Origin of the sequence: Streptomyces sp. NRRL S-920 (assembly GCF_000717945.1) — a bacterium.
Taxonomy (GTDB): Bacteria; Actinomycetota; Actinomycetes; order Streptomycetales; family Streptomycetaceae; genus Streptomyces; species Streptomyces alboniger.
In genome coordinates, this window is record NZ_JODF01000077.1 from 21,158 (window position 1) to 27,358 (window position 6,201).

Consider the following 6,201-nt stretch of genomic DNA (forward strand, 5'->3'; position numbering starts at 1 on the left):
AGGTGATCCGTAACCCCGCGCTCCCCGCCGCTCTCGAACTGCCCGTACGTGACGCGCTGCCCGCCCTCCGTGCCGCTCTGGAGGGGCCGGGCAGCGCGGTGCTGTGTGCCCCGCCCGGGACGGGCAAGACGACGCTGGTGCCGCTGGCGCTCGCGGGCCTGATCGAGGCGCCGGGCGCCTTTCAGGGCGTACGTCGCGTCCTCGTCGCCGAGCCGAGGCGCATCGCCGCCCGGGCCGCCGCGCGGCGGATGGCGTGGCTGCTCGGCGAGCAGGTGGGCGAGAGCGTCGGCTACACCGTGCGCGGGGAGCGGGTGGTGGGCCCCCACGCGCGCGTGGAGGTCGTCACGACGGGCGTCCTGCTCCAGCGGCTGCAACGGGACCAGGAGCTGACCGGCGTGGACGTCGTCATCATCGACGAGTGCCATGAACGGCATCTGGACGCGGACACCGTGGCGGCCTTCCTGGTGGACGTGCGGGCGGCGCTGCGGCCCGAGCTGCGGCTGGTGGCCGCGTCCGCGACGACCGACGCGCAGGGGTGGGCGCGGGTCCTCGGGGGCGCGCCCGTGGTGGAGGCGCGCGGGACCGCGCACCCCGTGGAGGTGGTGTGGGCCCCGCCCGCGCGCGAGGTGCGGCCGCCGCACGGCATGCGCGTGGATCCCGCGCTGCTCACCCACGTGGCGTCGGTGGTGCGGCGGGCGCTGGCCGAGCGGGACGGCGATGTCCTGTGCTTCCTGCCCGGGGTCGGCGAGATCGCGCGGGTGGCCGGGCAGCTGGGCGGGCTCGGGGGCGGCGAGGGCGTCGAGGTGCTCCAGGTGCACGGGCGGGCGCCGGCCGCCGTGCAGGACGCGGTCCTCGCGGGGTCGCCGGGGCGGCGGGTCGTGCTGGCCTCGTCGGTGGCGGAGTCGTCGCTGACGGTGCCCGGGGTGCGGGTGGTCGTGGACTCGGGCCTCGCGCGCGAGCCGCGGGTCGATCATGCGCGGGGGCTGAGCGCGCTGGCCACCGTCCGCGCCTCGCAGGCGGCGGGGCGGCAGCGCGCGGGGCGGGCCGGGCGTGAGGCGCCGGGCGCCGTGTACCGGTGCTGGGCGGAGGCGGAGGACGGGCGGCTGCCGCGCTTTCCCGCTCCGGAGATCAAGGTGGCGGACCTCGCGGCGTTCGCCCTGCAAGCGGCGTGCTGGGGCGATCCGGACGCCTCCGGGCTCGCCCTCCTCGATCCGCCGCCGGCCGGCGCGATGGCGGCGGCGCGGGAGGTCCTGGCGGCGGTCGGGGCGGTGGACGCGGCGACCGGACGCGCGACGGAGCGGGGGACGCGGATGGCGCGGGTGGGCCTGCACCCCCGCCTGGCGCGTGCCCTGCTGGACGCGGGGCCCCGCGTGGGCGCGCGACGGGCGGCGGAGGTGGTCGCCCTCCTGAGCGAGGAGCCGCCGCGGGAGTACGGCGACGACCTCGCGGCGGCGTGGCGCGCGGCGCTGCGGGGCGGGGACGGTTACGCGGCGCGTTGGCGCGCGGAGACGCGGCGACTGGCCTCGGCGGCGGAGTCCACCGCGGGCCGGGCGGGCGGGTCACGCGCAGGCTACGGGGGCGAGGTGTGCGGGGTCGTCGCCGCGCTGGCGTTTCCCGAGCGGGTGGCTCGCGCAGTCGGCGGAGGGACGTACCTGATGGCCAACGGGACGCGCGCCGAGCTGCGGGCGGGGTCCTCGCTGACGGGAGCCGAGTGGATCGCCGTGGCCGTGGCGGACCGCCCCGTCGGCTCCGGGCACGCGCGCGTGCTGCTGGGCGCCCAGATCGACGAGGACATCGCGCGAAACGCCGCCGCGCCGCTGCACACGCGGCGGGACGAGGTGACCTGGTCCGGCGGCGATCTCACGGCGAGGAACGTCGAACGTCTCGGGGCGATCGAGCTGGCGGCACGCCCCTTGAAGGACGCCGACCTCACGCTCGTACGAGAAGGTCTGCTCACTGGGCTGCGCGAGGAAGGGACGGCGCTGCTGAAGTGGTCCCGGGGCGCTCAGGAGCTGCGGGAGCGGCTCGCTTTCCTGCACCGGCGGCTGGGCGCGCCCTGGCCCGACGTGTCGGAGGACGCCCTCTACGCGCGCGTGGACGAATGGCTGGAGCCCGAGTTGTCCAAGGCCCGGCGCCGCGCCGACCTGGCCCGCATCGACGCCGGACAGGCCCTCGCGCGGCTGCTGCCGTGGGCGACCGGGGAGGCCGCGCGCCTCGACGCGCTCGCCCCGGAGCGGCTGGAGGTACCGAGCGGGTCCAGGATCCGGATCGACTACGCCGACCCCGAACAGCCCGTCCTCGCGGTGAAGTTGCAGGAGATGTTCGGCCTCGCCGAGACTCCGCGGATCGCGGACGGCGGCGTACCCGTTCTCGTCCATCTGCTGTCCCCCGCGGGGCGTCCCGCCGCCGTCACCGCCGACCTGGCGTCCTTCTGGCGCGAGGGCTACCGCGCGGTGCGGTCGGAGCTGCGCGGCCGCTATCCGAAGCACCCGTGGCCGGAGGATCCGGCCACGGCCGAGCCGACCCGGTACACCAAGGCCCGCCAGGCGCGACAGCGTGACGGCTCCTAGGGCCTGTCCGGCGGATCATGCCGCGGGCCGCGGGGTCTGGCACTTCCCCAAGCTCTCGGCTTCGCTCGAGCAGGGGGCGCCCCCATCGCGCTGCCGCCCTCCTCCGCCTTGCATCTCGACGCACCAGACCCCGCTCACCTGCACAGAAAGGTGATCGCCACCCAACTGCGGCCTGATCCGCCGGACAGGCCCTAGGCCTTGACCGGTTCCGCCTCCGGGTCCGGATCGGGGTCGTCGCTCGAAGCTGTCCGCCCGGGGCCGTTCGGCCTGCGTCCGCGGGCCTCCAGCCAGAGGGAGAGCGCGAGCAGGAGCAGGCCGAGGGCGAAGAAGCCCCAGGGGAGGTAGGAGGTCAGCAGGAGCACCAGGACGCGCTGGGATGTGACCAGGTCGACCGTGCTCTCGATGTAGTCCTCGCGCATCTTCACGTGCCCGGCGAAGACCGTGACCTTGTCGCGTCCGCCGAGGAGGGTGCCGCCGCGCAGTTCGTTCTTCTGGATCTCCTCGCCGTAGACGGGCGCCCCGGTGGTCGGCTCGACCCAGAACTTGCGGACCGTGGTGTACCAGCGGGTGGTGCCGGTCTTGGCGAGGGACTTCGGGGTGATGCCCTTGACCGGCATCGTCTTGGGGAAGGGCACCTTGGTCCAGGGGATGGTCTGCTCGAAGTAGTAGACCTTCACGCCGCGGAACGTCTGTTCGCCCTTGTAGTGGATGGGTTCGGTGACGCGGGCCTGCGCGTCGAAGTACTCGTAGTCCCGCTTCTCCGTCAGGAAGGGCCACTTGAACTCGATGCCCTGGCGCTTGACGGGGTCCCCGTCGACCGACTCCCCGGGGGCGTGCACCGGCTCCTGGGTGTGCGCGTCGAAGATGTAACGCTCGGGGATCTTGGAGACCATCTTGCCCTCGGGGTCCTGGACGTAGGAGAGCGCGTCCCAGACGACGACGTCGCGGGAGGAGTCCCCGTCGTTCCTCTCGACCTTCTCCGAGGCCTCCACATTGCCCTTGAGGGTCTGCACGATGGTGACTTTGCCGACCTTCTCGGCCTTCATCGTGCCGTAGTCGATGAGGGTGGGGTTCTTCGCCTCCAGAACCGCCTCCTGGTACTGGCTCGGCGGGATCTTCGCGAGGCGCGGGAAGGCGTACCAGCGCATGAGCGGGGACATGGCCGTGAAGAACACGGCGAAGGCGAGCAGGACGAGGCTGGCCTTGCGGCGCATCGCGGCGACCCTCCCTACGTCTGTGGGTGCTTGAGGACCGTGCGGCTACGGGTGGTCGGGGACGGTGGTGAGCAGCGGTTCGGGCGAGGTCTCGCCGGACGGTGCGCCGATCGCGGTGATCGTGAGGAACAGGACGATCGCGGCGGCGAGGCCGGTGGCGGCGGCGATGAGGGCGCGCATGCGGGGCCTCCCGGGTCGGCTTGCGGCCACAGCTGACAGGTCATCAGGGCGGGCACCGTAGCAACGCGGGGGCGAGATGAGAACACGTCGCACAGCACAGGACCGCCCCCGCGCCGTGGGTGGCGAAGGGGCGGTCCTGTCGGTGCGTGCGAGGGCGTGCCCGGTCTCGTCAGTCGGCCGCCGGGGCCGTCGGGGTGGCCGGCGCGGTCGGGGTGGCGGGTGCCTCCGGGGTCTCGGGGGCCTCCGGGGTGGCCGGGGCGGTCACCTTCAGCTCGACGGTGAGGGTGGCGCCGCCGACCGTGACGACCCGCAGCAGGTACGTGCCGGCCGCGTCGTCCGCGTACAGCCTCGGCAGCTTCAACAGGCCGTTCGCGTCGGTCTTCAGGCCCTTCAGCGCGCGCACGGGGTTGCCGTTCGCGTCCTTGAAGTAGGGGCCCTTGTCGTTGGGGGTGGCGTCCGCCGCGGACTTGACCAGGGTGGCGGTGGCCGTGACACCGTCGGCGGCCTCGCCCTTGTACGTCGCCCTGACCTCGACCCGGTCGGCGAACTCCTTGCCCACCTCGCAGGTCAGCGGCTTGTCGCTGGTCCTGGCCAGGGCGTCGGCCTGTCGCTCGGTGACCTTCGCCGTGTAGTCCAGGCCCGTCAGCGTGCGGCCCACGACCGTGGCCCGCACGGTGAACCGGCCCGTCTTCTCGCCCGCCTTGAGCACGGGCGCGGTCGCCCTGCCCGTGGCGTTCGTGGTGACGATGGCGCTCCGCGCGCCGCCGTCGAAGCGGGCGTCCGTGTCGCCGACGACCCGGAACTTCACCTTGACCTTGGCGACGGCCGAGCCCGAGGTGGACTCCGTACGCACCTGGACGCGCCCGGCGAAGGCATCGCCCGCCACCGCGGCGAGCGTGCCGGTGCCGGCGTCCTTGAGGCGCGCGACCCGCTCGGCGGGCGTGGGGGTCTCGGGCGTCTTGTCGCCGCCGCCGCCCGGCGGGTTGGGCTTGCTGTCGCCGTTGCCCGGGTGGTAGGTGCCGGTCCTGTCCCTGGTGCCGGGCTTGTCCGAGGACGGGCCGTTGCCGCCGGGTGTCGGGCCCACCGCGGGGGTGTGCTCGTCGCTGCGGTCGCCCGGCAGGACGCCCTTGCCGTCGGGGACCTCGTGGGTGCCCTTGCGGTAGTACTCCAGCCACGACAGGACCGTGTTCAGGTACTCCGTCGAGTGGTTGTAGCTCAGGATCGCCTTGTGCAGATCGGCCTCGACGGCCAGATCGCGGTCGTTCGCGCACAGGTAGTGGCCCGCGGCGAGCGCCGCGTCGTAGATGTTGTTGGGGTCCTTCTCGCCGTCGCCGTTGCCGTCCTGGCCCGAGGTGGCCCACGTCGAGGGGATGAACTGCATGGGGCCGACGGCGCGGTCGTGCGTCGCGTCGCTGTCGAAGGCGCCCTTGTCCGTGTCGGTGATCTTCGCGAAGCCGTTGCCGTTCAGGACCGGGCCGAGGATCGGCTTGAGCGTCGTGCCGTCCGCGTCGACGCGGCCGCCTCGGGCATGCCCCGACTCGACCTTGCCGATGGCGGCCAGCAGCTGCCAGGGCACATTGCAGCCGGGCTTGGCTTCGGCGAGCGCGGACTCGGCCTTCTTGTACGCGTCCAGGACGGTGGCCGGGACGCCCGCCTCGGCCTCGCCGTTCGGCGCGAGCGGGACAGGGCTGCGCAGCGGCGGCAGATCGGTGTAGTAGGGCGAGTCACCGGTCGCGGAATCACCCGCGGGCGGGGTGTCCGCCGCCCCCGCCGTGCGCTCGCCGCGCGGAACGTCCGTCACGCCCGGGGCCTGCGACGCCGCGAGCGCCGCCACCGCCGCCGCGGCCACCGCGCTGGTCACCGCTCCTCTGCGCAGCCGCCTGCCGAATACCGGCGCCATGACCGACCCACCCTCCCCTTTGACTGCCCTTGTGCGCCGACCCCACCTCCGTACACGCTGGCCCGCGGAGGCGCGTGCTCCCCTAGTAGGGCGGCTCTGGCGACACTACGACAACTTGCAGCGCCCGGGCACCTGTTCGTGCCCGGTTTTTACCACTTGACCGATACCGCGACAGGGCTGTTACGCGGAGGCGTCCCCACGCCCCTCCGGGAAGCCCCGCAAGGGGCGCGGCACTGAAGCCCCGTAAGGGGCGCGGGGAACTGCGCGACCAGCCACGACGCGGCCCGCAGAGAACCCCCGAGCCGCGAACCCCCTCTGCCGCCCCCCCCCCCCGGCC

At 74.0% G+C, this 6,201-nt stretch carries 4 protein-coding genes; 1 reads left to right on the forward strand and 3 read right to left on the reverse strand.

Going from position 1 to position 6,201, the window contains the following annotated elements; translation table 11 throughout:
- Positions 1 to 2 precede the first annotated feature (2 nt).
- Positions 3 to 2,570: an ATP-dependent helicase HrpB gene (gene hrpB / locus IG54_RS0133230; protein ID WP_030793418.1), complete on the forward strand. Its 2,568-nt coding sequence runs from the start codon at positions 3 to 5 to the stop codon at positions 2,568 to 2,570.
- 191 nt (positions 2,571 to 2,761) lie between these two features.
- Here hrpB and IG54_RS0133235 read toward each other — a convergent pair whose 3' ends face one another.
- The 3 genes from IG54_RS0133235 to IG54_RS0133245 all read right to left on the reverse strand — a co-directional run bounded on the left by IG54_RS0133235 (position 2,762) and on the right by IG54_RS0133245 (position 5,864).
- Positions 2,762 to 3,784: a DUF3068 domain-containing protein gene (locus IG54_RS0133235; protein ID WP_030793420.1), complete on the reverse strand. Its 1,023-nt coding sequence runs from the start codon at positions 3,782 to 3,784 to the stop codon at positions 2,762 to 2,764.
- A gap of 45 nt (positions 3,785 to 3,829) precedes the next feature.
- The gene (locus tag IG54_RS41605; protein WP_106977150.1) at positions 3,830 to 3,964 is read right to left on the reverse strand and encodes an SPW_0924 family protein; all 135 of its coding nucleotides are present in this window, start codon (positions 3,962 to 3,964) and stop codon (positions 3,830 to 3,832) included.
- 169 nt (positions 3,965 to 4,133) lie between these two features.
- Entirely contained in the window at positions 4,134 to 5,864 is a 1,731-nt protein-coding gene (locus IG54_RS0133245) for a lytic transglycosylase domain-containing protein (RefSeq protein ID WP_030793421.1), read from the reverse strand.
- Positions 5,865 to 6,201: the final 337 nt, after the last annotated feature.

Coding starts and splice junctions, on each gene's coding strand:
- IG54_RS0133245 (WP_030793421.1), bottom strand. CDS start 5,864: ATGGCGCCGGTATTCGGCAGGCGGCTGCGCAGAGGAGCGGTGACCAGC.
- IG54_RS41605 (WP_106977150.1), bottom strand. CDS start 3,964: ATGCGCGCCCTCATCGCCGCCGCCACCGGCCTCGCCGCCGCGATCGTC.
- IG54_RS0133235 (WP_030793420.1), bottom strand. CDS start 3,784: ATGCGCCGCAAGGCCAGCCTCGTCCTGCTCGCCTTCGCCGTGTTCTTC.